The following is a 24,131-nucleotide window of genomic DNA, read 5'->3' as shown; positions in this document are numbered from 1 at the left end:
GAAACTACCCACCTATACGGAAGTTTGCAACGGCTAGCGGCAAACCCGGCGCCGGTTTTCACCTGCCCAGTGCGCCCGCCGCCTGTTCGGTTGATTGCGCGGCAGCGGCGCGCAGCGCCGAAACGCTGGGGCCGGCTCGCAAAATACCGCGGGACGAGGACGCCAGGACCGCACGCCTAGCGTCCCCGAAAACGTGCGCCAATTCGGTGGCGCCCGCGCCCTGGGATCCGACTCCGGGGGCCAGCAGCGGGCCGCGAACCGCCGCCAAGTCGACCCCCGTTTGGCGGGCGGCGTCCCCGATGGTCGCACCGACGACAAGGCCGACGCTTCCCAGGTCGCCGGGGGCGCTGGCGTTGATGCGGGCTGCTTCGTTCGCGACCAGCGCGGCGACGGACGTGCCGATCTCATCGCGCGCGTGTTGGATCGACGCGCCCTCCGGGTTGGACGTCAGGCACAGCACAAAGATGCCCTTGTCGTTGCGGTGCGCCAGCTCGATTGCGGGGCTCAGGGATCCGAAACCGAGGTACGGCGAGAGCGTCACCGCGTCCCCTGCCAGCGGGCCGTCGCCCAGGTACGCCTCCGCGTAGCCCTGCATGGTCGATCCGATGTCGCCGCGCTTGGCGTCGACGATCGAGAGGGTGTCGGCGGCGCGCAGCGCCGCGATGACCTTTTCCAGGACCGCGACCCCGGCGGATGCGTGCCGCTCAAAGAGCGCGGATTGCGGCTTGATCGCCGCCACCCGGCCGCCGACGGCCTCGATAACGGTGAGCGCGAAGGTTTCGACGCCCTGCGCCGTGTCGGGAAGGCCCCAGGCGGCAAGCAGCGCCGGGTGCGGGTCGATCCCCACGCACACCGGTCCGCGTAGGTCCATGGCGGAGCTAAGCCGCTGGCCGAATGTCGTCACGCTTTGGCTCCCGGGGCAACGATGTAGCTTTGCAGCGGGTGCACGTCGAATGCGCCACCGGACACCTGCACCTCGATCGCCTGCACGGCCGCGGAAAGCTGCTGCACCGTGGTGACGATCGCCTTGTCGGCGGCGGTTGTGGCGGCCCGGATCTCGTACCCGTCGGCCCGCGAACCCTGCGAATTGGGCGTGTTGATCACCATGTCGACTTCGCCCGCGCTGATCAGGTCCACGATCGTGGGTTCGCCGCTGGGCCCGCGCCCTTCCGATTGCTTGCGCACTACCACCGAGCGGATGCCGTTGCGGCGCAGTACCAGCGCCGTTCCGGCGGTCGCCAGCAGTTCGAAACCAAGTTCCGCCAGGCGGCGGATCGGCAGCACCGCGGATCGCTTGTCGCGGTCGGCGACCGAGACAAACACGCGTCCGCGCGTGGGGAGCCCGCCAAACGCGGCGGCCTGCGACTTAGCGAACGCCGCCGGGAAGTCGGAATCCAGGCCCATCACCTCACCGGTGGAACGCATTTCGGGGCCCAAAACGGTGTCCACGGCGATGCCGTCGCGGGTGCGGAACCGCTTGAACGGCAAGACCGCCTCCTTGACGGCAAGGGGCGCGTTGTCCGGCAGTGTTCCGCCGTCGCCCGCCGCGGGCAGCTCGCCCATTTCGCGCAGCTGCGCAATGGTGGCGCCCGCCATCACGCGCGCAGCGGCCTTGGCCAGCGCAACGCCGGTTGCCTTCGAGACGAAGGGGACGGTGCGCGACGCACGCGGGTTGGCTTCCAAAACGTACAGGACGTCGGAGGCAAGCGCGTACTGCACGTTCATCAGACCGCGCACGCCGATCCCCTTGGCAAGCGCCTCGGTGGACGTGCGGATCCTTTCGATCACGGATGCGGACAGCGTGACGGGCGGGAGCACGCAGGCGGAGTCACCGGAGTGAATCCCGGCCTCCTCGATGTGCTCCATGACCCCGCCCAGGTACATCTCTTCGCCGTCGTAAAGCGCATCGACGTCGATCTCGATGGCGTCATCGAGGAACCGGTCGATCAGGATCGGGGCCAGGTGCCCGCCGGCGGCAACCGCCGCCTCCAGGGCGCGTTCGACGTACCCGACAAGTTGCTCGCGGCTGTAAACGATTTCCATGCCGCGCCCGCCCAGCACGTAGGACGGGCGCACCAGCACCGGGTATCCGATGCGTTCGGCAACCGTGACGGCCTGCGGCACCGAGGTTGCGGTTCCGAACGCGGGGGCCGGCAGGTTCGCCTCGTCAAGGACGCGCCCGAATTCGGCGCGATCCTCGGCAGCATCGATCGCCTCAGGGGTTGTCCCCAAAATGGGCACGCCGTAGTCGGCCAAACCTTGGGCGAGCGACAGCGGCGTTTGCCCGCCTAGTTGCACGATAACGCCCTTGATGGGGCCCGCGGCAAGTTCCGCCTCGTACACCTCCAACACGTCTTCGAGCGTCAGCGGCTCGAAGTAGAGCCGGTCGGAAGTGTCGTAGTCGGTCGACACCGTCTCCGGGTTGCAGTTGACCATGATCGTCTCGTATTCGCCCTGCAGCGCCAAGGTGGCGTGCACGCACGAATAGTCGAATTCGATGCCCTGGCCGATCCGGTTCGGGCCTGACCCCAAGATGATGATCGCCTCGCGGTCCCGCGGCGATACCTCGGTCTCTTCGTCGTACGAGGAGTAGTGGTAGGGCGTGCGCGCCGCGAATTCGGCCGCGCACGTGTCCACCGTCTTGTAGACGGGCCGGATCCCCATCGCCTTGCGGATTTCGAAGATCGTGGCAGCGCCGTGGGAGTGGATGCGCCGCAGCGACGCGATCTGCTTGTCGGAAAGTCCATGCTTCTTCGCTAGCCGCAGCACGTCCGCGGTCAGCGCTTCGGCACCGGCGACGTGATTGGCAACATCGTTGATGAGCACGATTTGGTCCAGGAACCACCGGTCGATCCCGGTCGCCTCGTAGACCTGCTCGACGCTGGCACCGCCGCGCAGCGCCTGCTGGACCTGGATCAGCCTGAATTCGGTGGGACGCTTGATCTTCTCAAGTAGCTGGTCCAACGCCTCGCCGCTGGGCGCCTCACCGTCCCAGTGGAAGGTGGTGCCTGCCTTGTCGATCGACCGCATGGCCTTACCAAGCGCCTCGGTGAAGCTGCGGCCCAGCGCCATGGCCTCACCGACGGATTTCATGGTTGTGGTCAGCGTGTCGTCGGCCGCGGGGAACTTCTCGAAGGCGAACCGCGGGACCTTGACCACCACGTAGTCGAGCGTGGGCTCGAAGCTGGCCGGGGTCGACTGGGTGATGTCGTTGGGAATTTCATCGAGCGTGTAGCCGATCGCCAGTTTTGCGGCGATCTTGGCGATCGGGAATCCGGTCGCCTTCGAGGCGAGCGCGGATGACCGCGACACGCGCGGGTTCATCTCGATGACGATGATGCGCCCTGTGGTCGGGTGGATTGCGAACTGGATGTTGCAGCCACCGGTGTCGACCCCGACCTCGCGGATCACGGCGATGCCGATGTTGCGCAGCCGCTGGAATTCGCGGTCTGTCAGCGTCAGGGACGGCGCAACCGTGATCGAATCGCCCGTATGCACCCCGACCGGGTCCACGTTCTCGATCGAACACACGACCACGACGTTGTCGTGCTTGTCGCGCATGAGCTCCAGCTCGAACTCCTTCCATCCCAGGATGGATTCTTCGAGCAGCACCTCGGTGGTCGGCGAGTAGTGCAGGCCCTGGCCGACGATCCGGCGCAGATCCGTTTCGTCGTACGCGATGCCGGACCCCAAACCGCCCATGGTGAACGAGGGCCGTACAACGACCGGGTATTTCAGGTCATCGACGGCGGCAAGCGCGTCCTCGATGGTGTGCACGATGGCGCTGCGTGCTGATTCACCCCCCGCGACCTCGACGACCTCCTTGAACTGTTCGCGATCCTCCCCCTTTTGGATGGCCTCGATGTTGGCGCCGATCAGTTCGACCCCGTACCGGTCAAGCACCCCGGCCTCGGCCAAAGCGATGGCGGCGTTCAGGGCGGTTTGCCCGCCGAGCGTCGGCAGCAAAGCATCCGGGCGTTCCTTGGCGATGATCGAGGTCAGGACCTCGGTCGTGATCGGCTCGACGTAGGTGGCGTCCGCGAATTCCGGGTCCGTCATGATGGTCGCCGGGTTGGAATTGACCAGGATGACCCGCAGGCCCTCTTCTTTCAGCACGCGGCACGCCTGGGTGCCGGAATAGTCAAACTCGCAGGCTTGCCCGATGACGATCGGACCGGAGCCGATCACCATGACGGACTGGATGTCATCTCTGCGTGGCACTTACTTCTCCTTCTTGCCGTCGCCGGGACGGTTCGCGCTGGTGCCCATCATGTCGATGAACCGGTCGAAAAGGTACGAGGCGTCGTGCGGCCCGGCCGCCGCCTCGGGGTGGTACTGGACCGAGAATGCGGGGATGTCCAGGGCTTGGAGCCCCTCAACGACGTTGTCGTTCAGTCCCAGGTGGGAAACGACCACGCGCCCGTACTTGCCGTCGGCGAACGGCGCAACCGACTCGCCCTCGATGGGCGCATCGACGGCGAAGCCGTGGTTGTGGGCGGTGACCTCGACCTTGCCCGTAGCGCGGTCCAGAACGGGTTGGTTGATGCCGCGGTGCCCGTATTCGAGTTTGTACGTCCCGTACCCAAGTGCCCGGCCCAGGATCTGGTTCCCGAAGCAGATGCCGAAGTACGGGATCTTGCGGTCCAGGACCTGGCGCAGCAAATCGACCTCGTGGGTAGCGGCCGCGGGGTCGCCGGGGCCGTTGGAGAAAAACACCCCGTCCGGGGCGATCTTTTCAATCTGCTCGATGGTCGTGGTTGCCGGGACAACGTGGACGCGGATGCCGCGTTCCGCCATGCGCACCGGAGTCATGGACTTGATGCCCAGGTCGACGGCGACAACCTCGGCAACGACCTCGCCCTGCGGCTCGATGACAAACGTCTCGTCGGTCGATACCTCGTGGGCCAGGTCCGCCCCCGACATGCGCGGGGACGCAAGCACGCGGTGCACCAGGTCCGCAAGCGGCAGCTCGCGTCCGTTGTCGTCCAGCAGCGAGTCACCCGAAAAGATCCCGGCGCGCATCACGCCGCGTTCGCGCAGGTGCCGCGTCAGCGCACGGGTGTCAATGTCGCTGATGCCGACTATCCCCTGGTCCACCAGGTCCTGATCCAGTGGCCGCTCCGCGCGCCAGTTGCTAGGGCGCGGCGAAGGGTCACGCACCACAAAACCGGCAACCCATATCTTGCGGGATTCGGGGTCCTCGTCATTCATGCCGGTGTTCCCGATGTGGGGCGCCGTCATCACGACGATCTGGCGGTGATAGGACGGGTCCGTCAGCGTCTCCTGGTAGCCGGTCATGCCCGTGTTGAAGACAATCTCTCCGAAAGTCTGCCCGGTGGCCCCGAAGCGTCGGCCCGTGAAGGATCTGCCGTCCTCTAGGACCAGCACCGCCTTGTCGACCGTCCACTGGTCAGCGGCGAGCGGGGTGGTGACGCTCATGGGATCTCCTTTGTCGTGCTTGATTGTGTTGCTAAGAGTGAGTCAAGCGCGGCGCTAAGACGCGCGCGGTCTTGCTTCGAGACGATTCGCAGCCCGGTGTCAACCACCGCGCCGCCCGCAGGCACCTGCCACGAGATGACGTCCAGGCCATCGTGCGGGGCGTACTTGCCCGCGATTCCGGTCGCCGCATGGTGTTCGCGCACCCGGGATGCCGGGATGAACACGTCGGCCTCGCCCTGCCGGGCGATCAACACCCCGGCACTTGTCACGCCAACGCGCGCCGCCGCGCGGTGACCGAGCCCGTGTTCACCGATCCGCGCCAACCAATCGCCGTGCGCCGTGGTCGAAACGTAGGTCGCAGCGATGCCGCCAGCAAACTCATCGCCCAGGTCCGACGGCGCCTGCGGCAGAACCGGAACCAGTTCCCCGCCATCGTGCGAGCGCCGCCGCAGCCCAAAGACGAGCGCCACGATCAGGCCCACCCCGAGCAGGCTCCACACGCCGACCGCGATCGGCGCGCTCATCATGCTTGCACCGACTTGTGCACCGGGGCACCGTCCCACACGGTGGCGCGCCCGCGCAGCAGGGTCGCAACCACGCGCCCGGGGAGCTCGCGCCCGCCTAGTGGGGAGTTGGCCGACTTGGTCTCCTGGCGCACGGGGTCAACCACCCGCACCGCCGCGGGATCAACAAGTGTCAGGTTCGCCGGTTCGCCCACCTCGATCGGGCGCCCCTGCGCTCGCGGACCGGAATCGACGCGGCCAATGCGCGCGGGCGCGAAGGACAGCACCCGGGCCACATCGGCCCAGGTCATCCGCCCGGTATCCACCATGGTTTGTTGCACCACGGACAAAACCGTTTCCAGTCCGGTCATTCCGAACGCGGCCGCGGCCCACTCGCAGTCCTTATCCTCGCGCGGGTGCGGCGCGTGATCGGTTGCCACGATGTCGATGGTCCCGTCCGCCAGCCCTGCCCGTACGGCCTCCGTGTCGGCGTCGGTGCGCAGGGGCGGGTTGACCTTGTAGATGGGGTCGTAGGTGCGCGCCAGTTCGTCGGTGAGCAGGATGTGGTGCGGTGTCGCCTCGGCGGTGACGTTGATACCGCGGGACTTGGCCCACCGCACAATGTCGACCGATCCCGCGGTGGACAGGTGGCACACGTGCAGCCGCGATCCGACGTGTTCGGCCAGCAGCACGTCGCGGGCGACAATCGCTTCTTCGGCGACGGCGGGCCAGCCCGTCAACCCGATTTCGGCGGAGACTACGCCCTCGTTCATCTGCGAATTCTCGGTGAGCCTCGGTTCTTGCGAATGCTGGGCGATGACCCCGTCGAACGCCTTGACGTATTCCAGCGCTCGCCGCATCAGCACCGGGTCGTGCACGCATTTGCCGTCGTCAGAAAACACCCGCACGCGCGCGGCGGAATCAGCCATGGCCCCCAATTCGGCCAGCTGTTTGCCTTCCAGCCCGAGGCTGACCGCCCCGATGGGGAACACGTCCACCCATCCGGCTGCCTGCCCCAGCCGCAGCACCTGCTCGACGACACCGGCCGTGTCCTGCACGGGCGAGGTGTTCGCCATTGCGTGCACCGCGGTGAATCCGCCCATCGCCGCCGCGCGGGTGCCGGATTCCACCGTTTCGGCGTCCTCGCGGCCGGGTTCGCGCAGGTGGGTGTGCAAATCAACCAGCCCCGGTAGCAGTATCAGACCGGCCCCGTCAACGACGCTTGCACCGTCCTTGCGCGCTTGATCGACGAGTTCCCCCGCCCCCGCAATCGCCGCAATCGTTTCGCCAGCGACCAGCACGTCCCGGTCTTTTTCACCCAGTACGGAGACGTTCGTCAGCAGGACCTGCTGTGTTCCGGTGGGCGGTGCGCTGGTGGCGCTCATTGAATCTCCTTCGCGGGCGTTGAGGGGTGCTGCGTGGCTTCCGAGTGGTCCCCGGTGAGCAGCAGATACAAGACCGCCATACGGACTGCTACCCCGTTGCTGACTTGTTCGACGATCACGGAGCGCGGTGAGTCGGCGGCCTCCGCGCTTATTTCCAGGCCGCGGTTCATGGGGCCGGGGTGCAGAATGATTGCGTGCGGCGGCAGTCGGTCCATGCGGCGGCCGTCCAGGCCGTACAGGCGCGTGTATTCGAGCGGGCTGGGGAAGAATCCCCCGCCGGCGCTGGACATGCGTTCGCGTTGCACGCGCAGCATCATGATCGCATCGGGCTGGACTTCGTCGATTGTCTGGTCCAGGTGATACGACACGTCGCACGGCCAGGTTTCGACGCTCACGGGCAGCAGGGTGGGCGGCGCGACCAGCGTCACATGCGCCCCCAGGGTGTGCAGCAGGTGCACGTTGGCGCGAGCCACGCGCGAATGCAAGACGTCGCCGACGATGACGATTTTCAGCCCGCGCAGGTCCGCGCCTACGGAATCTGAAACAAGGTGGCGGCGGATGGTGAAGGCATCCAGCAGCGCCTGGGTGGGGTGCTGGTGTGTGCCGTCCCCCGCGTTGATGACGGGCGCGTCCAGCCAACCGGCGTGCGCCAGTGTGTAGGGGGCGCCGGACGCCTGGTGGCGAATCACGACGGCGTCCGCGCCCATTGCTTTGAGCGTCAGGGCGGTGTCTTTGAGGGATTCTCCCTTCGACACCGATGAACCCTTCGCAGAGAAGTTGATCACGTCGGCGCTGAGGCGCTTGGCGGCCGTTTCGAAGCTGATCCGGGTGCGGGTTGAATCCTCGAAGAACAGGTTCACCACCGTGCGCCCGCGCAGGGTGGGCAGCTTCTTGACCTCGCGCGCCTGCGTCGCGGCCATCTGCGCGGTGGTGTCCAGGATCAGTACCGCTTCGCTATGGCTGAGGTCCGCGGTGGACAGCAGGTGCTTCACGACCTACCCCCCATAGCGGGAGCCGGATGCGAAATGGTCACAGAGTCCTTGCCGTCGATCTCGGCGATGTTGACCTTCACGCGCTCGCTGAGCGAGGTGGGCAGGTTCTTGCCGACGAAGTCGGGTCGGATCGGCAGGCGCCGGTGACCGCGATCCACCAGGGCAGCGAGTTGCACGGCCTGCGGCCTGCCCAGGTCCTTGATGGCGTCCAGCGCGGCACGCACGGTGCGCCCGGAGAACAGCACGTCGTCCACCAGGACTATGGTGCGCCCGTCGATGCCTGCGACGGGCACCTGCGTGTCCCCGACGGCGCGCACCGGGCCGGTGTGCAAATCATCGCGGTACATGGTGATGTCGAGGCGCCCTACCAGGTCGTCCGGAGCGGCGGGCTCAACGTTACGGATTTTGGCGGCGAGCCGCGCGGCCAGCGCGACCCCGCGGGTGGGGATCCCTAGGAGCAGCAGCCCGTCGGCTCCCCGGTTGCGTTCGATGATCTCGTGCGCAATGCGCGTGAGAGCGCGGTCAATCTCCGCGGCCGACAGCACGTCACGCGCCGGGCCGTCGGGTGCAGCAATGCTGGGCATCCCTTACGTCTCCTTCCCCGCCTCACTGGACGGGCCTTAAAGAAGTTTCCGAGTGGCAATACTACCCCAGGCCGAACGTCCCGGCGGCGGCGGGGCGGGGTGCGGGGGCGGGGGCCTCGTCAGGAATTATCTTGCTTGTCCCCGTCGTCGCGCTTTTTCGCCAGATCGTCGCGCACGACCCGGCGCAGCACCTTGCCGATCTGGGACTTGGGCAATTCCTTGACGATGACGATCTCCTTGGGGATCGCGTAGCGGGCTAGGTGTTCGGAGCACCAAGCGCGCACGGCGTCCAGGTCCACGTGGGGCAGATCCACCTTGGACAGGTCGACCTTCGGCAGCTCTACCTTGGACAGATCGACCTTCGGCAGCTCCATCTTGGGCATTTCGAGGTGCGGGACCTTCAGGTGCGGCAGGTCAACGTGGGGCACCGAAACGCTGGGCAGGTCGATGTCGGGCAGCTGCGGCGCGTCCGCATCCGGGAGCACCAAGGCGGCCACAACCCGCTCTCCCAGGTCGCCGCCCGGCATGCCAACGACCGCGGCCTCCAAAACGCCCGGCATCTGGGTCAAAACCGCCTCGACCTGCGAGGGGTACACCTTGAATCCGCCGGTGATGATCATTTCCTTGACCCGATCGACCAGCTTGACGAACCCGAATTCGTCGACCTCGACCACGTCCCCGGTGCGCAGCCACTTCTCCTCGCCGCGCCACACCCACGGTTGCTCGTCGTCCAATTCGCCCCAGTACCCGCCGAACACCTGCGGGCCGCGGATCAGCAACTCGCCGCGCGTGCCCGGTTCGGCGTCGCGGGTCGGGTCGTCCTGGTCCGCCAGGCGGATGTGCGTGGAGGGGAACGGCAGGCCCAGCCAGCCGGGGCGGCGCTTGGGACCGATCGGGTTACCAAGCGCAACCGGCGAGCATTCCGTCATCCCGTAGCCCTCGATCACGTAGCCGCCGGTGAGGTGCTCCCAGGCTTGCGCGGTCGACTTCGGCAGCGCCATGGCGCCGGAAAGCACGTAGGTCATGGAGGAGAAGTCGGCCTTGTGCTTGCGTTCGGCGGCCACGATCCGGTCCAGCATCGGCGGGACGGCCGCCATGAACGTTCCGGGAATCCGGCGCTGAGTGGCGACCACGTCGTCGGCGGAGAACTTGGGGAAAAGCACGATCGTTCCGCCCACGCGCAGACCGAAGATGAAGGTCAGCGTCATCCCGTACGCGTGGAATAGCGGCAGCACGCCGTACATGACCGCGGGGTTCGGGTCGGATGCGTCGAGCCCAGTCCATGCCTGCCCCTGGATGGCGTTCGCTACCAGGTTGCGGTGCGTGATCACTGCGCCGCGCGGTTCCCCGGTCGTGCCGCCCGTGTATTGCAAAAGCGCGGTGTCGGCGGGCTGAGGGTAGGGATGGGATTGCAGTATGGGACGAGTTCTCCCGACCAGTTTGTGCCAGTCAATCGCACTGGTCGGCGGCGTCTGGGTCAACTGCGCCTTGGTTTCCCGCGCCTTCTTGACCGGCAGGTGCAAGGCGATTCGTTTCAAGAAGGGCAGGTCCTTGGAAACGTCGACGCTGATGAGCGTGTGCGCCTGCGTCCGCTTGATAACCTCCGATACGCGCACGGCGGTTGGCTGCCAGGCTATGACGACCGAGGAACCCGAAGAGTTCAGCTGGCGTTCCAGTTCTGCCGCCGAATACAACGGATTGTGTTCAACAACTACTGCGCCAAGCCGCAGGGTCGCCAGGAAGGCGACGACGTGGGCGGGGCAGTTCGGCAACGCGATGGCTACTCTGTCCCCCGCCGTGACGCCGAGCGAGCGCAACGCGTTCGCCGCGCGCAGAACCTGCACGCCCAGGTCGTAATAGGTGGTCTTGGCGCCCATGAAGTACAGGGCCGTGCGCTGCGGGTTGGCCCGGATGGCGCGTTCGAACGCGGCCAACACCGATTCGTTGGGCACTTCAATGTCGCGCGGCACGGTCGGGGCATCCCGATACGTGCCTTCCGGCGTCACGAACACGGACTCATCAAAGGCCATCGAGGCTTCTTCGCTCACGCCTCAAGCCTAACTTACGCAACCGTAGGTTCCGTCGTTGTTCGCTCCTGGCGTCGCGTTGCGCCCGCTGCTAGGCGCGCAGCATCGGGAGTACCTGCACCACGCGTCCGAGCAGGCCGTTGACGAAGTTTGGCGATTCGTCTGTGGATAGTTCCTTGGCCATCGTCGTGATCTCGTCCAAGACGACCCCGGACGGAACATCGTTGCCGTACAGCAATTCCCAAACCCCGATGCGCAGCCCCGTGCGGTCAACGGCGGGCATGCGCTCGATCGTCCAACCGTGGGAATACGTCGAGAGGATCTCGTCGATCTCTGCAAGGTGGTCGGAGACGCCCTGCACGATCTCGGCTGCGTAGGCGGGGGGCGGCGTTTGGCGCGGCCCGGGCTCGATCAACCTGTCGGCAAGCACGACCGTCGGCGCGACGCCGCGCTGCTCTGCCTCGAAAAGGATGTCGAGGGCGCGCCTGCGTGCCTTGGTGCGGGAGCGGACCTTAGTCATTGACGCGGCCGAGGTACGACCGGTCGCGGGTGTCGACCTTGACCTTGGTTCCCTGTTCAACGAAGAGCGGCACCTGAATCTGCGCGCCGGTCTCTAGGGTGGCGGGCTTGGTGCCACCGGTGGAACGGTCGCCCTGCAGGCCCGGCTCGGTGTACGTGATTTCCAGCACCACCGACGACGGCAGGTCGATGTAGAGCGCGGTTCCCTCATGCGAAGCGATCTGCACGACCGTGTTTTCGAGCAGGAAGTCCTTCGCGTCCCCGACGATCGCGTCGGGGATGGCGACCTGGTCGTAGGTCGAGGTGTTCATGAAGATGTAGTCCGAACCGTCGTGGTACAGGTATTCCATGTCGGACTTGTCGACGTTCGCGGTCTCGATCTTCAGGCCGGCGTTGAAAGTCTTGTCGACGACCTTGCCCGAGGTCACGTTCTTCAGCTTCGTCCGAACGAACGCGCCGCCCTTACCGGGCTTGACGTGCTGGAACTCGATGACGTTCCACAGCTGGCCGTCCAGGTTCAGGACTGTGCCGTTCTTTATGTCGTTGGTCGTCGCCACAATGGACCTTTCGATTGTTGAGGTAAGTTTCGAACCGGGAAGCAATTCTAGCGGCATTGGGCGCAGGTTCGCGCCACTGGCCTGTTGCACGGGCGCGCCCGCGTGCCGTGACGCTGCGGCGGACGCACCCCATTTGGGTGGGCGCGGATGCCGGGTCCGCAACGCCGCTACGACGCGTAGCTATTACGAAATGAAGTAGTGCCCCACTCCGCCGCAGGCTGCCGCCCACAGGATCGAGGCAAGGCTGCCGATAACGAATCTTTCAGATGCATCGGGATTGTTCTGCAACTCAGAAAAACGCCCCAGGCCCTTAATGGCAACCAGTATCGCGACCAAGGACACCTGCCCACCTAGGATTGCGCCGGCCACGCCAAGTCGTTCCAGGTAACCGATCCACCGGCCACCGCGTAGTGCTTGGACGGCCTTGGCTGATTCCGGGCCGGGGCGTTCTTCGGCATCCCGCGCCCGTCCGGCGCGATCTGCCAATCGCAGCACAACCACTGTGAACCAGTAGCCTCCCACAACCGCGACAATCATGGTTAGGGCGGCCACGGCTATTTGGATCATTTTCGTACCCCCTGCGCGGCGCCGCGGTCCAATGATTCTGCGGCGTCTGCGGCATGCTCGGTGCCGCGGTCCGCTGGTGCTGTGGTGTCGCCCGCATTTTCGGCGCCGCGGTCCCCTGGTCCCGAGACATTGTGGGCCCGCTGAACAAGTCGTTCTAATAGCGGGACTATGGCAATTTCTTCCTGCCAAAAGGCTCGGCGCAGTTGTTGCGACACTGCTTGCCGGCTCACCCCTAAGTCACGAGCCATGTCAGATACCGAAATGTCAGCCGTTCGCGCATCCACCCAACCAATGCTGGGCGCCACTTTTGATCCTCGGGGTTGCGCCATGGTCGGTCCGGGCGCATCTTCGGAGCGTGGCACAGAGATAGGGTCGCCGGCTGCTCGATCTATCAGTTCCCATCCGCGCGTTGACCGTAGCCCGTACATGGCGGCGACGAACTGGAACAGGGCCTCAGTATCGGCGACGGATGCGCCAGATGGGTCGGTTGCGGATTCAACCGCAACGGGTTGCGGGATGCGCCTGCCGCGGGCGCGTTCCACGGCTTTACGGGCTGCAAGGAATGCCGGTCCCCGTGCCTCCCGGCTTGTGCCTGCGCCAGTTTCCTCGATTGCGCCGATTCCAATGCCAATCTGCCAGTGGCCGGAGCGTAATGCTAGGCGAACGGCATCAACGACGATGCGCGGCGACGGCGTCACCGCTTGCAACTCGTCTCCCACAGTTCTTTCTGGGGGCAACAACCAGCCGTCTATCATTCTGCTTTTGCATGCACCCGGATCGGCACCCACTGCGCGCTGCCCTTTGGCGCCGGCAAGAGCCGCGAGTTGCTCAACTAGTTCCGGGACGCGATCAACGCTTGCGCGCGATCGGTCCTGGTCTATCGTGAGAACGAACATTCGTCAACCATATATGATTTCTAGCGACCTATCAATGCCATATCGTTGACAAAATCGCCGTGGACTCACCCTATGTCAAGTCCCAGCGCATCCGCTCAGCGCGCAACCTCTCAGCGCCCGGCAGCCAAGGCGCTCAGCGCCCGCCTGCCAAGGCGCTCAGCGCCAGCCGGTAGGAATCGAACCCAAATCCGGCGATGGTTCCGGTGGCGACGGGCCCAACAACTGAACGGTGACGGAATTCCTCGCGCGCATATGGGTTGGAGATGTGCACCTCGATGAGCCGCAGTCCGCCCTTTGTGACCATGGCGGCCGCATCGCGCAGCGCATAGGAATAGTGGGTGAACGCGGCGGGATTCAGGACAACATCGCTACCGCTGTCGACCGCCTGATGCAACCACCCGACGAGTTCCGCTTCGGAATCGGTCTGCCGCACTTCCGCCTCCAGCCCCAGGTCGGCCGCCCAGGACGCGACCTGCTGGCGCAGGTCCTCCATGCTCAGCGCCCCGTATACTTCCGGTTCGCGCACTCCGAGCCGCCCCAAGTTCGGTCCATTCATAACCACCACGTGTGTCATACATCGATCCTAGCGACCCTTCAGCGAGCAACGGTGCGTTCCCTGTCGCATCCGCTCACGCCCGCGCCTTCGGTGTGAACGAAGTGCGCTACCACTGGTGCGTTCCCTGTCCCATCCGCTCACGCCCGCGCGCCCCGCATGCTGGGCTCACAGAATCCGTGTAGCGTGGTTGACCGACTCGGCACGACGGCCCGAATCCGTAACCGCACCTCAAGGGGGCACTGTGCGAATAAGCGTCCGCAACATTTCAAAGTCATTTGGGGCCACCCGCGCACTCGACGATGTTTCGTTCGACATTGAACCCGGCACGCTCACGGGATTTGTTGGCGGCAACGGTGCCGGGAAGACGACAGCAATGCGCATCATCATCGGCGTTTTGCTGGCGGACCGCGGTGAAGTGACCAAGGACAATGCGCCACTGACCCAACTTGACCGCCGCGCGATCGGCTACATGCCCGAAGAGCGCGGCCTTTACCCAAAGATGCGCGTGGGTGAACAGCTCGAATACCTGGCGCGGCTGCACGGGCTTTCCGCGCGAAGGGCGAAATCGAACGCCCGCGATCTGGTGGAACGACTGGGCCTTGAGGGTCGGATCAACGACCCGATCGAGCAGCTTTCGCTCGGAAACCAGCAGCGCGCGCAGATTGCCGCTGCCCTGGTTCATGGGCCCGACCTGCTCATTTTGGACGAACCGTTTTCGGGGCTGGATCCGATGGCGGTGGACGTGGTTTTGGGCGTACTGCAACAGCGCGCGGCCGACGGCGTGCCGATTCTTTTGTCATCGCACCAACTCGACGTCGTCGAACGGATCTGCGAACATCTGGTCATCATCGCCGGCGGCCGCATCAAGGCGCAGGGCCCGCGCGAACAACTCCGCGAACAGCATTCCCCGCCTCGCTACCGCCTGGTCGGGGTCCCCGCTGGCGGCATAGTCCGGCCCGGTGTCAGCATCATCGAGTCATCGGCGACCGATTCGGTCGTCTTTGATTCCCCGGACCCACTGGTCGCGCAGTCGGTCGCACGGGACGCCGCGCTGGCGGGCACCCTGCGCGAGTTCGCCCCCGTTCGCCCCTCGCTGGCGGAAATCTTCCGGGAAGTCGTCGTCGACCACGCTCTCTCCCACGACGCCCACGACGGACCCACGATACCTGCAGAAACGGACGCATCATGACGAATTTAGCTCCGCAACCGCTCTCCGATATACAAGCGACTCGCCTGGTGGCGGCCCGTGAGATCCGCGCCCAGCTGCGCTCCAAGGCGTTCATCATCGGCACCGCGGTCATGCTGGTACTGGTGATTGCGGGGGTCGTTGCGGGTTCCGTGCTCGCCGGCAAAACATCCGACCCGATCAAGGTGGGGGTCGTGGCCGCCACCCAAGGCGTCACTACGGGCAATCCCCTGCTCAACCCGGTAGTTTTTTCCGACGAGGGCTCCGCTCGCACCGCAATCCTCGCAGGCGACGTCAAGGCGGCGATCCTTCCGGCGACCTCCACTGGCAGTGACCCGTTGGGCTATTACGTCTTGGGTGATGACGCTACTCCCGAAGACGTGGTCTCCGCGCTATCCGTGCAGCCGCGCGTCGAGTTGCTCAGCCCCCCGCACTACAACGAGGGGTTGCGATACCTAGTCGCATTCGGGTTCGGGCTGATCTTCATGATCGCCGCATTGACGTTCGGCTCAATGATTGCGCAGAACACCGTGGTCGAAAAGCAGACGCGGACAGTGGAGTTGCTTATCTCTGCCATCTCGGCGCGTTCGCTGCTAGCGGGGAAGATTCTCGGCAACACGGTGCTGGCGCTCGGCCAGACAACGCTCATCGTCGGTACTGCTGCCCTTGGCCTTGCGGTCACCGGTCAGGGTGAGATTTTGCGACTGGTTACGTTGCCGATGGCGTGGTTTATCGTGTTCTTCATCGCGGGTTTTGTGCAACTGGCAGCGCTGTATGCGGGCGCGGCATCGCTGGTTTCACGGATAGAGGACACCGGTTCCGTGCTCAGCCCCGTCATGTGGCTGGCAATGATCCCCTACTTCGTGGTGGTCTTTTTCCTCGGCAACCCAACCGTGCTCACGGTTGCGTCCTACGTACCGTTCGCGGCCCCCGTGGCTATGCCTGTCCAGCTCTTCACCGGGCAGGCCACCTGGTGGCAGGCGCTGATATCCCTGGCGATCGTTTCGGTCGCCGCCTGGGCCACCATGCTCGTTGCCGCGAAGGTGTACCGCAGCACCGTGCTCAGCGTCGGCGCCAGGGTCAAGCTCCGCACCGCGCTCCGCGGCGCGGCCGAGTAGCCCGCAAGGGCCCCGCTGGTCGAGTAGCCCGCGAGGGCCCCGCTGGTCGAGTAGCCCGCGCAGCGGGCATATCGAGACCACACCCCCCTCGCCGGTCGAGTAGCCCGCGCAGCGGGCATATCGAGACCACACCCCCCTCGCCGGTCGAGTAGCCCGCGCAGCGGGCATATCGAGACCACACCCCCCTCGCCGGTCGAGTAGCCCGCCCCCTCGCCGGTCGAGTAGCCCGCGCAGCGGGCATATCGAGACCACACACCTCCCCTTCGCCGGTCGAGTAGCCCGCGCAGCGGGCATATCGAGACCACACCCAACCCCGCTCATTGGTCTCGATACGCGCCCTAGGCGCAACTCGACCAACAAGACCACACCCCACCCCTCGCCGGTCGAGTAGCCCGCGCAGCGGGCATATCGAGACCACACCCAACCCCACTCATTGGTCTCGATACGCGCCCTAGGCGCAACTCGACCAACAAGACCACACCCAACCCCACTCATTGGTCTCGATACGCGCCCTTGGCGCAACTCGACCAACGAGACACCGCGTAACTCGACCAACGAGACACCGCGCTACTCGATCAGCGGAAGGCAAGCAGCGCTACAGCAACGTGGTCGTGGTGGGAGCAGCGTCGGCGACCTCCGCGTACGCGGAGGCCAACAGAGAGGGGTCGGGACCTTCCAGGCGGCCCGGCTTGCCGATCTCGTCCAAAACAACGAACCGCAGCATCGAGCCGCGCGACTTCTTGTCACGGTGCATGGCCGTAAGCAGCTGCTGCCACCGGTCTCCGCGGTAGCTGGTGGGAAGCCCGACCTTGGCGAGGGTTTCGCGGTGACGCTGAACGTCCTGCTCACTCAGCCGACCCGCCAGGCGGGCGAGCTCGGCGGCATACACCATGCCCACCGAAACCGCAGCGCCGTGGCGCCAACCGTAGCGTTCCACTTGCTCGATGGCGTGCCCAAAGGTGTGCCCGTAGTTCAGAATTTCACGCAGCGACGCTTCACGCAGGTCCTGGGAAACAACGTCGGCCTTGACCTGGATGGAACACTGCACGAGTTCGGTGAGCACCGCCCAGGTGGAATCGGTGACGTTCGGCCAGTTCGCCAGGTCATCGGCGTGGGCGTCGACCAGGTCCAGTATGACCGGATCGGCTATGAAGCCGATCTTGATTACCTCGCCAAGCCCGGCGATCAGGTCCCACTTGGGCAGAGTCTCCAACGCATTGAGGTCACACAGCACACCCTGCGGGGAATGGAACGCCCCCACCAGGTTCTTCCCCTCGGGGGTATTGATTCCCGTCTTACCGCCAACCGCCGCGTCCACCATCGCCAAGAGCGTTGTCGGTATTTGCACGACGGCGATACCGCGCAACCACGTGGCCGCAACGAATCCGGCCAGGTCGGTAACTGTGCCGCCGCCGACGGCGACGATGGCATCCGATCGCGTAAAGTCGGCCTGCCCCAGAATCTGCCAGCAAAATTCGAGCACCTGCGCGCTCTTTGCCGTTTCGGCATCGGGAACAACGGCCAGGAGGGCCTCGTACCCTTGCTCAATGAGGTCCTGACGGACCGCTTCGGCGGTGGTTTCCAGGGACTCGGGGTGGATGATCAATACCTTGGCAACCTTGTCGCCAAGCAATCCGGGTAGCTCCCCGAGCAGTTGGCGCCCGACCACCACGTCGTAGGTGCGTTCGGCGCGCACGGTAATGCGGGTTGGCGTCTGGTCACTGGGAGCGGTCATCTGCGTCTTCTTTCGCGATGTGGGTAAGTAGTTCTTCGGTGATGTCTGTGGCGTTGCGCCCGGAAGTGTCGACGATGACGGTTGATACCGCCTCATATATGTCGCGCCTGGCCGCCAGCAGCGCGGTGAACTTGGCGCGGGTGTCCCCCGCCAGCAGCGGCCGGTCGGTGTTGTGCTCACCGAGCCGCGCAACGGCGGCATCGACGCTCACGTCCAGGAAAGCGACGATCCCGCCTGCCGCAGCGTAGGCCGCCAGGGCCCGCTGGTTGAGCAATTGCACCGGCGTCCCGCCGCCAAGCGCCAACACGCCGCCGAACTGTGGCGCACCGTCACCGCCGTCGCCATGGTTCGCATCGCCGCCGTCGCCAAGGTTCGCATCGCCGCAGTCGCCATGGTTCGCATCATCAACGTTTGCACCGCCGCCGTCGCCATGGTTCGCACCGCCGACAACGTTCGCGCCGCCGCCGCCCAGCGCCCGGGCAAGGAGTTCCGTTTCGAGGCGCCGAAAGTGGGCCTCCCCGTGAGTGGCGAAGATCACGGGTACGGGTAGGCCCGCGGCTTCGACGATGTGGTCGTCGAGGTCGTGGTATGCAGTACCAAGGGCCGCGCTGAGCCGCCTGCCGACCGTTGATTTCCCGGCACCGGGCGGGCCGACCAGCACGATGCGTGGCCGGTTCCCACTCACCGCAGCAGTTCCGGAATGGAGGCTAGGTAGGAATCGAGGTTCCGTTTTGTTTCCGCAACCGAATCGCCGCCGAACTTCTCTAGCAGGGTGTCGGCCAGCGTCAGCGCGACCATGGCTTCGGCGACGACGGCCGCGGGCTGCACAGCGCACACGTCGGAGCGTTGGTGCTGCGCCCGCGCAGGCTCCCCTGTGACGGTGTCGATGGTGGCAAGAGCGCGGGGAACCGTGGAAATGGGCTTCATGGCCCCCCGTACGCGGATAATCTGCCCGTTGGACATCCCGCCTTCGATTCCGCCGGCCCTGTTACTGGTGCGCTCGATGGTCCCGTCTTCACCCCGCACGATTTCGTCGTGGGCGGCCGAGCCCTTCCGCGCGGCGGTGGCGAATCCGTCGCCGATTTCGACGCCCTTGAACGCCTGGATTCCCATGATCGCGGCCGCGAGTTTCGCGTCAAGCCTGCGGTCCCAGTGCGTGTATGACCCGATACCGCTGGGGACCCCGTAGGCCAGCACCTCGACCACACCGCCCAGGGTGTCGCCGTCCTTTTGGGTTTGGTCTATGAGCGCGACAATTCTCTCGGAGGTTCGCGCATCGAAGCAGCGCGCCGGATCAGCGTCGAGCGCAGTGACGTCGCCGGGGGTCGGCAGCGGGGCGTCTGCGGGCACGCGGATGCCGCCGATCTCAAGCACGTGTGAAACCAGTTCAATCCCGGCAACCTGCTTGAGCAGTTGCGCGGCTACGGTTCCGAGCGCCACCCGGGTCGCGGTTTCGCGCGCGGAGGCCCGCTCAAGCACCGGCCTGGCGTCGTCGAACCCGTACTTGCGCATGCCGATCAGGTCGGCGTGGCCCGGCCGCGGACGCGTGAGCGGCCTGTTCCGGGCGATCTCCTTTTCGTCGCCCGTTCCAGCGTCCTTGAGTAGGGCTTCGCGCGGGACCGGGTCGGCGGCCATGACGTCGACCCACTTGGGCCATTCGGTGTTCCCGATCGTGATGGCGATTGGCCCGCCTTGGGTTGATCCGTGGCGAAGTCCGGCAAGGACGGTGACCTGGTCTTGTTCAAATTTCTGACGAGATCCCCGGCCGTACCCGAGCCGCCTGCGAGTCAGCGATGAACGTATATCGTCCGTTACTAGTTCCAGGCCCGCCGGGACCCCCTCGATGATGCCGACCAACGCCGGGCCGTGCGATTCTCCTGATGTCAACCAACGCAGCATTGCTCTATCTTCCCATGCCGGGGCCCGCGCCCCGGCATGGGCATGCACCCTTCCCTACTTTGTGACCGCCACCGAAGCGCTCGGCAACGATTTGCCGACCGAGTTTTGGGCGACGATACGGAAGTAGACGACCTTGCCCTTCTTGATGCTCTTGGCGGCCTTCTTAGTCACAAGCTTCTTCGACGTGCCCTTGAGCTTCTTGATTTTCTTCCACTTGACGGAATTGGTCGAATACTGGACGTAGTACGCCTTGACCTTGGACCCGTTGGGCAGGGACTTCTTCCACTTGATAGTGGTTTTACCCTTCTTATACTTTGCCTTGACGGTGGCGGGGGCGACGGGCACCCCCGCAGGTGTGAACGAGGCTACGGATGAGTAAGCACCGAGACCAACCGATGTGCGCGCAGCCACCCTGATCTGATAGGTGACGCCGTTGGTAAGACCGGCGACCGTAGTGGACTGCGAGGTGGTGTTCGTCGCTCCTCGCCATGTGGCGCTGCCCCGCTCTTTGATCTCGACAACGTACCCCGTGATGGTCCCGTTGGGTTGTGCTGGCGCTTTCCACGTAATGCTTGCCGAACCATCGGACGACTTCGCGCGAACCCCTATCACGGGGGAAGCCGTGCCCAGCGTCGAGGCCGATGCAACCGTCGCGGGCCCGTCGCCCACCGCATTGATCGCGGCGACGGAGACGTCGTAGGAAGTCGAATTGGAAAGACGCTCAAGGACGTAAGTCGATGAGACGGGAATGACCTGCGAAACCCACGCGTTTTCGGACGATTTCTTGTAAGAGAGCCTATATCCCGTGATGGGCGACCCGCCCGTATCACTCGATCCAACTGAGGTGATACGCAAAGTCAGCTTCCCGAGCGCGGGGTCCACCTTCAGGCCGGGTGCACCAGCCGGGGTCGTCGCGGTCGCAACGCTGAGCACCGAGGACCAGGCGCCCTGCCCCTGTGCATTCTTCGCAGCCACCCGGAACTCGTACCCCGTACCGGGCAAAAGATCGCTTATTGCCCACGAGGTCGCGTTCGCAGTGGTTTCGCGAACGGTGGCGTCGGTCCAGTCGTCGGAGGTCGATTGGACCCGGTATTGCACTAGGTAGGTCAGGTCCCCGGTTGTTCCAGCATCCGCGCCGGTCAGCAGCTGCCATGAGACATTGACGCCGGGACCGGACTTCACGACCTTGGCGCCCTTGACTGCTGCGGGCAGGGTGTTGATGGTGAACGTTCGCGTTTCTGATGCGCCAAGGTTGGGTCGGTTATTTCCCGTACCGGTCTTGGTAGGTAGCGCCAGCACCTTCCAGTAGTAGACCGTGCCGGCCTGGAGCTGCTTCGTTGTCGCGAAGCTGGTGGCGACGGTTTCGACTGAATCGACCATCGAGCTAAACGTCTGGTCCTTGGAAACCATCACCAGGTAGCGCGAGGCTGCTGCTACCGGTTTCCAAGTGAGGTTGGCGTCGGTGGCATTCAAAACCGCATTTGTCGCAGTTAGCAGGTCCACGGGAGATTCGCTAACGACAAATATGTCGGATTCTGACCAGGCCGACGCATTGCCTGCGGTGTCTATGGAGCTCACCTGCCACTCGTACCTACCGGTGGCAAGGTCGCTGAGTGTCACAGCAGTTTGCTTGATATCAGCGCCAGCGGAGGACGAGATTTGCGTCCACGTATCGCCGCCGACGACCCTATACCGCAGCTTGTATTTGGAGCTGGCGGTCGTCGGTGTCCAGGTCAGCGCGATCGAGCCCCCGACATTCGACGCAGTTTTTGTGACCCCGGGCGCGGGGGTATCGATCGTGAAGGTCTTGGTCTCCGAATACTTCGTGGCCGCACCGTTGGCGTTCAGCGGCGCAACCGAATACGAATACTGTCCCGGGGCCAGGGGCTTTCTGGTTTGGGGGTTCTGGGCGATATAGAACGGGTACTCGATCTTTGTCGCGGTCGTGCCGAGCTGCGTGCCGCCCGCGGTGAAGATCTTTATCGCGTATCCCCTGCTCCCGCCATCGTTGGGAGCGGTTACGGACTGCTCCTTCCAGCGCAAGAGCACCGTGCCGTCCTCGCTGGCGAGCGGCGCCGGTGAGGTGTCCAGGGCAGCTGCGGATTTGGTCCATACGAATCGCTCGGCCGTCAGCCCGATGAGATCGGTGTAGGTGCCGCTCGCAGACGGGGTCCCGGAGAAATAGATTGGCCGCACGGCGACGGAATAGGGTTCCGAGACTTGGTTGTCGTCAAAGACGCCGTTGATCCGGATGTGCGTCGACGGCGTGCGCGCATATGCGACTTCGGTGCTGGAACCGGCGCCCTTGGCATAGATGCGCACCTCGTAGACGGTCCGCTTTAGCAGTTTCTTGATGCGCGCTGATTCCTGTTCGGCGGTCTCGTTTTCGGGAACAGTGCACTCCGTTGGTGGCTTGCTAAACGAGCACACATAGGAATAGAAGTCGAAGGCGCTCCAACTGATTTCGGGAGCGGATTCTCCCTTGGTTGACGGGAGCTGGGCCTCCCCCGAGTGCGCCAGATCGATTGTCACTGAACTTGAGCGCGCCGCATCGCTGTCCGTAATAGTGATCCATCGTTCGCGCGCCCATGCTCCGTTGACTTTCTCGTCGGACCAGTCGGATGTTATGGCGCTGTCAGAAACCGTCGATTGAATCCCGGTCGTCGCGTTGGCGTCGTAGTTGACGGCCCGCACCCTCCACCTGTAGGTCCCGCCGGTCTCGATCGGGGCGCTGGTGTTCCAAAGGCAGGCTCCGGCGCCGCTGAGCAGACCAGATTCCGTTCCGCTGTTCGTAACACCGATGATAATGGTCGCTTCGGTGCTCGCGGTGTAGCAACGACTGACGCCCGCTCCGTCCACCGATGACACCTCGACCTCATAGAGCGTTGCCCGCGGAATTGGGGTCCATCTGAGCGCAAAATCCTCGATCGTCATTCCGCCACCGCCGGCAATGATTTGGGCCGGGTTGTACAGTGTCATATCCGACGCGACTCTGGCAACGGTCCCATCGACGCCGGTGAGCGGGGTGGGGTAAATCTCATAGCCGCTGCCGGGTCCGGAACTAGTCGAATCCCCGCTATCGGTGAGGTTCTTGTAGAACTGCCAGGTCTGCGACGGGGTCCCCAACGAACCGCCCGCGTCAATGGCGGTGACCCTCCAGTAGTGGTTTCCGTTGGTTAGCGCACTGGTCGGTACGTAGGAGGTACCGGTCACCGTGGCAGTCGTCGCGGAATCAAGGCTCTGATTCTTCGAATACTCGATCTTGTACGATGACGCGCCGGCGACCGCTTGCCAGGTGAAGACCGGGTCCGCGGTGATCGTGGAGGAATTGGCTGCGTTGGTCGGCGCCACGAGCGTGGGCTGTGATGCCGTCGCAGGCCAGTTGACCGCAACTTGCCGCACGGCGGACCACGAACTCCACGCGGTTGATCCACTGGTGCCGTCATAGAGGAGCGCCTGGATTCGCCAGCTGTATGCCGTGCCATCCGCGGTCGAGTAGTACTCATCGCCCGCCAGCGGCGCAGCCGGGGTGAAGCTTGTCGAGGTGACCTCTTTGACAACTTCTGTGCCCGATCCGCCAAACTCCCCCGCTATATACGAAATGCGGTAGAGCCTGGCGCCAGCCACCGGTTCCCAGGAAAAGACCACGGGATTCGGGTACGTGACCGTGGCCGCGTCCGCGGGCGTTTGCAAAGTGGGCACCGCCAGGCTGTCTGGCGTGAATGTCGACCATTCAGACCAATCCCCCAGGGTGCTGATGGTTGTTCCGCTGCCGAACGACGCGACGTGCCACCGGATTTCGCGCGCGCCATCCGCATCGCCGATGGGCTTGGTTGTTGTGAAGCTATTCGAATACGTCGTTTCCGAGACCAAGGTGGTCGCGGTGCCGACAATGGTTGCCTCGATCTTGTAGGCGCTGGCTCCCGGCGTCCGGGTCCACGTGAAAGTGACCGCACCCGCATTCCCCGCCGCAACCGCTAATCCTGTGGGCGCCGGTGGGGTCGTCTCGGCGTGCGCCGTCGAAACGCCCACCCCAACGATCAGGGCCGTGGCGACCAGTAGCGCTCGTATTCGCAAACGAATCATGACTTCCTCACCTTTGTGGAACAAATGGGATCTCAGTCGCACTCGCCGCGCACGTCGCTTCCCGAATGTGGACTTATTGTTC

Annotated in this window: 19 protein-coding genes; 2 read left to right on the top strand and 17 right to left on the bottom strand. The window is 64.8% G+C overall.

Going from position 1 to position 24,131, the window contains the following annotated elements:
* Positions 1–58: 58 nt before the first annotated feature.
* The 13 genes from pyrF to aroQ all read right to left on the bottom strand — a co-directional run bounded on the left by pyrF (position 59) and on the right by aroQ (position 14,043).
* On the bottom strand, positions 59–904 hold the full coding sequence (gene pyrF, locus FB389_RS01250; RefSeq protein ID WP_281282011.1) for an orotidine-5'-phosphate decarboxylase: 846 nt from the start codon (positions 902–904) through the stop codon (positions 59–61).
* On the bottom strand, positions 901–4,221 hold the full coding sequence (carB, locus tag FB389_RS01245; RefSeq protein WP_142111008.1) for a carbamoyl-phosphate synthase large subunit: 3,321 nt from the start codon (positions 4,219–4,221) through the stop codon (positions 901–903). The genes pyrF and carB overlap by 4 nt, the downstream gene beginning before the upstream one ends.
* Complete coding sequence (carA, locus tag FB389_RS01240; RefSeq protein WP_142111007.1) at positions 4,222–5,439, bottom strand: glutamine-hydrolyzing carbamoyl-phosphate synthase small subunit; 1,218 nt, start codon at positions 5,437–5,439, stop codon at positions 4,222–4,224. It lies immediately after the preceding gene.
* Positions 5,436–5,966 (bottom strand): PH-like domain-containing protein, encoded by a 531-nt coding sequence (locus FB389_RS01235; protein ID WP_142111006.1) that lies wholly within the window; start codon positions 5,964–5,966, stop codon positions 5,436–5,438. The genes carA and FB389_RS01235 overlap by 4 nt, the downstream gene beginning before the upstream one ends.
* Positions 5,963–7,327 (bottom strand): dihydroorotase, encoded by a 1,365-nt coding sequence (locus tag FB389_RS01230; protein WP_142111005.1) that lies wholly within the window; start codon positions 7,325–7,327, stop codon positions 5,963–5,965. Before FB389_RS01230 ends, FB389_RS01235 begins: the two co-directional genes overlap by 4 nt.
* Entirely contained in the window at positions 7,324–8,319 is a 996-nt protein-coding gene (locus FB389_RS01225) for an aspartate carbamoyltransferase catalytic subunit (protein WP_142111004.1), read from the bottom strand. The genes FB389_RS01230 and FB389_RS01225 overlap by 4 nt, the downstream gene beginning before the upstream one ends.
* Positions 8,316–8,903: a bifunctional pyr operon transcriptional regulator/uracil phosphoribosyltransferase PyrR gene (gene pyrR, locus FB389_RS01220; protein ID WP_142111003.1), complete on the bottom strand. Its 588-nt coding sequence runs from the start codon at positions 8,901–8,903 to the stop codon at positions 8,316–8,318. Before pyrR ends, FB389_RS01225 begins: the two co-directional genes overlap by 4 nt.
* A 119-nt stretch (positions 8,904–9,022) precedes the next feature.
* Positions 9,023–10,951: an AMP-binding protein gene (locus tag FB389_RS01215; RefSeq protein ID WP_142111002.1), complete on the bottom strand. Its 1,929-nt coding sequence runs from the start codon at positions 10,949–10,951 to the stop codon at positions 9,023–9,025.
* Between the two features lie 70 nt (positions 10,952–11,021).
* On the bottom strand, positions 11,022–11,450 hold the full coding sequence (nusB, locus tag FB389_RS01210) for a transcription antitermination factor NusB (protein WP_142111001.1): 429 nt from the start codon (positions 11,448–11,450) through the stop codon (positions 11,022–11,024).
* Entirely contained in the window at positions 11,443–12,006 is a 564-nt protein-coding gene (gene efp / locus FB389_RS01205; protein WP_142113378.1) for an elongation factor P, read from the bottom strand. Before efp ends, nusB begins: the two co-directional genes overlap by 8 nt.
* Before the next feature lie 183 nt (positions 12,007–12,189).
* Complete coding sequence (locus tag FB389_RS01200; protein WP_142111000.1) at positions 12,190–12,573, bottom strand: hypothetical protein; 384 nt, start codon at positions 12,571–12,573, stop codon at positions 12,190–12,192.
* The gene (locus tag FB389_RS01195) at positions 12,570–13,469 is read right to left on the bottom strand and encodes a hypothetical protein (protein ID WP_142110999.1); all 900 of its coding nucleotides are present in this window, start codon (positions 13,467–13,469) and stop codon (positions 12,570–12,572) included. The genes FB389_RS01200 and FB389_RS01195 overlap by 4 nt, the downstream gene beginning before the upstream one ends.
* A gap of 133 nt (positions 13,470–13,602) precedes the next feature.
* Positions 13,603–14,043 (bottom strand): type II 3-dehydroquinate dehydratase, encoded by a 441-nt coding sequence (aroQ, locus tag FB389_RS01190; protein ID WP_142110998.1) that lies wholly within the window; start codon positions 14,041–14,043, stop codon positions 13,603–13,605.
* Positions 14,044–14,266: 223 nt separating this feature from the next.
* Between aroQ and FB389_RS01185 the strand changes: the two genes are divergently transcribed.
* Together FB389_RS01185 and FB389_RS01180 are read left to right on the top strand one after the other, a co-directional pair.
* The gene (locus tag FB389_RS01185) at positions 14,267–15,214 is read left to right on the top strand and encodes an ABC transporter ATP-binding protein (RefSeq protein WP_246043459.1); all 948 of its coding nucleotides are present in this window, start codon (positions 14,267–14,269) and stop codon (positions 15,212–15,214) included.
* Entirely contained in the window at positions 15,211–16,329 is a 1,119-nt protein-coding gene (locus FB389_RS01180) for an ABC transporter permease (protein ID WP_142110997.1), read from the top strand. The genes FB389_RS01185 and FB389_RS01180 overlap by 4 nt, the downstream gene beginning before the upstream one ends.
* Positions 16,330–16,924: 595 nt before the next feature.
* On the opposite strand, the gene aroB is transcribed toward FB389_RS01180, so the two are convergent.
* Genes aroB through FB389_RS01160 form a run of 4 tightly spaced genes read right to left on the bottom strand, consistent with a single transcriptional unit; the run spans position 16,925 to position 24,049 of the window.
* Positions 16,925–18,064 carry a 3-dehydroquinate synthase gene (gene aroB, locus FB389_RS01175; protein ID WP_142110996.1) on the bottom strand — a complete coding sequence of 380 codons (1,140 nt, stop codon included), beginning with the start codon at positions 18,062–18,064 and terminating at the stop codon, positions 16,925–16,927.
* Positions 18,048–18,749 carry a shikimate kinase gene (locus FB389_RS01170; RefSeq protein ID WP_142110995.1) on the bottom strand — a complete coding sequence of 234 codons (702 nt, stop codon included), beginning with the start codon at positions 18,747–18,749 and terminating at the stop codon, positions 18,048–18,050. Before FB389_RS01170 ends, aroB begins: the two co-directional genes overlap by 17 nt.
* On the bottom strand, positions 18,746–19,963 hold the full coding sequence (gene aroC / locus FB389_RS01165; protein WP_142110994.1) for a chorismate synthase: 1,218 nt from the start codon (positions 19,961–19,963) through the stop codon (positions 18,746–18,748). The genes FB389_RS01170 and aroC overlap by 4 nt, the downstream gene beginning before the upstream one ends.
* Positions 19,964–20,017: 54 nt before the next feature.
* Positions 20,018–24,049: a fibronectin type III domain-containing protein gene (locus tag FB389_RS01160; RefSeq protein WP_170207819.1), complete on the bottom strand. Its 4,032-nt coding sequence runs from the start codon at positions 24,047–24,049 to the stop codon at positions 20,018–20,020.
* Between the last annotated feature and the right edge of the window lie 82 nt (positions 24,050–24,131).

Source organism: Rarobacter incanus, from assembly GCF_006715765.1.
Taxonomy (GTDB): Bacteria; Actinomycetota; Actinomycetes; order Actinomycetales; family Cellulomonadaceae; genus Rarobacter; species Rarobacter incanus.
The sequence above is the reverse complement of the archived record's forward strand: the minus strand, read 5'-3'. Positions and strand labels throughout refer to the sequence as shown.